A 1,631-nucleotide genomic window follows, 5' to 3' on the forward strand; every position below is an offset into this window, starting at 1 on the left:
GTGGACAAGCTGCGGGCTGATGACCCGGACTACTTCGAGACGCGGTTCGCTTATAACGCCGATGGCCACGTCAGCCGCGTCGTCCACCCGCGAGGGAACGCGACGGTGTCGATCTACGAGGGGGATCTGAGTTCCGCTGCGTCGCCGCGGATCCGAGGCAACCTGCGGGAGCGTCGCTATGAGGCCGACGTGTGTGACAGCGGCCTCCCGCGGATCCGCGAGTTGTTCGAGTACGCGCCGGGACTCGGCAACGAACACGACGCCCAAGACTTCGTCGTGCTTGCCACCGACGCGCGCGGCAACGTCACCCAGGCACGCTATGACGCCGCTGGGAATCGCACATCGATCATTCACCCCGAGCCAGATACCCGCGAAGACATGGAGTACAGCTCTGTCGGCCAGCTGACCCGGCATCAGCTGCCGGCGGACCCACAGGGCGTCCGCCGCGAGGTGGTCTTCAGCTACGCCGATGACGGGCATGTTCGTCAGGAGATCGTCGACCCTGATGGGCTGGCGCTGACGACCACCAAAGAGTTTGACGCCGCGTGCAATGAAGTCCGGCGCGTGGACCCGCGCGGCAACGACAAGCTCTACCTCTATAACGCGCGCGACGAGCTGGTCCGCGAGCTGGGTCCTGCCACCACGTGCCCTGCGACATGCGGAGGCGGTGCGGCCACGCGGGCGTACACGGATCACATCTATGACGCCAACATGAACCTGGTCCGCGTCGACTACGAGGCGCTCGATTGTGCAGGTGCGCCGCAGGGCAACGGCGTGGTCTCGACCTCGTTTGCGTATGACGTTCTCAACGAGCTCACGCTCACCACCGAGCAGGTTGGCGACGGCCGCGTGCTCACCAGCGTGCTTGGCTACGACGCCAACCGCGAGGTCACGCTACAGCAGCAGGGCGAGGCCACGATCACCACGATCTACGACGAGCGCGGGCTGACCTATCGGGAGACACGTGGTGCCGAGTCGGCGCATGCGGTGACGACACAGATCGATTACGACGCCAACGGCAACGAGCGGCGCGTGCTCGAGGGGTCTGAACGGGTCACGAGCTCGATCTACGATTGCGCGGATCGTCTCGTGCTGGTCGAAGACGCGATGGGCAATCAGACGAGCTTCAAGTACGACGCTGCCGGCAACCAGATCGAGCAGTCCTTTCATGGGGAATTGGTCGACCTGCCCGGCCCGGGGGCCAACGTATTGCTCAGCCGAACGCGAGTCAGCTATGACGCGATGAATCGGCCTGTAGTGACATCGCGTGATCACTTCGACCCGGCGAGCCAGACGCCGATCGGCGATGGTGCCTCGGTGACGACGCGGGTGTACGATCGTGAGTCCCGCGTGATCCTGGAGATCGACGACAACGGCGAGCAGACCGCCCGTGAGTACGATGCGGCGGGTCGGTCGCTGCGGACAATCGACGCTGAGGGGAACATCGTCGAGCTCACCCATGACGCCAACGGAAACGTGATCGAGCGAGCGCTCACCGACGTCTCGAGTTCGTCCACGGACGCCGTGGTCGGGGTTTGGCGCTACGTCTACGACGAGGGTAACAACTTGGTCCAGACGACGGATCCGCTTGGGAACGCGTCGCACAATTGCTACGACTCGCTCGGGCGGCT

At 64.6% G+C, this 1,631-nt stretch carries 1 pseudogene; it reads left to right on the forward strand.

Annotated features, from left to right (window positions below):
• Window positions 1–1,631 (forward strand): annotated as a pseudogene (locus DB30_RS40890) (hypothetical protein); the annotation flags it as partial.

The sequence above is a fragment of the Enhygromyxa salina genome, assembly GCF_000737335.2.
GTDB classification, from domain to species: domain Bacteria; phylum Myxococcota_A; class Polyangia; order Nannocystales; family Nannocystaceae; genus Plesiocystis; species Plesiocystis salina_C.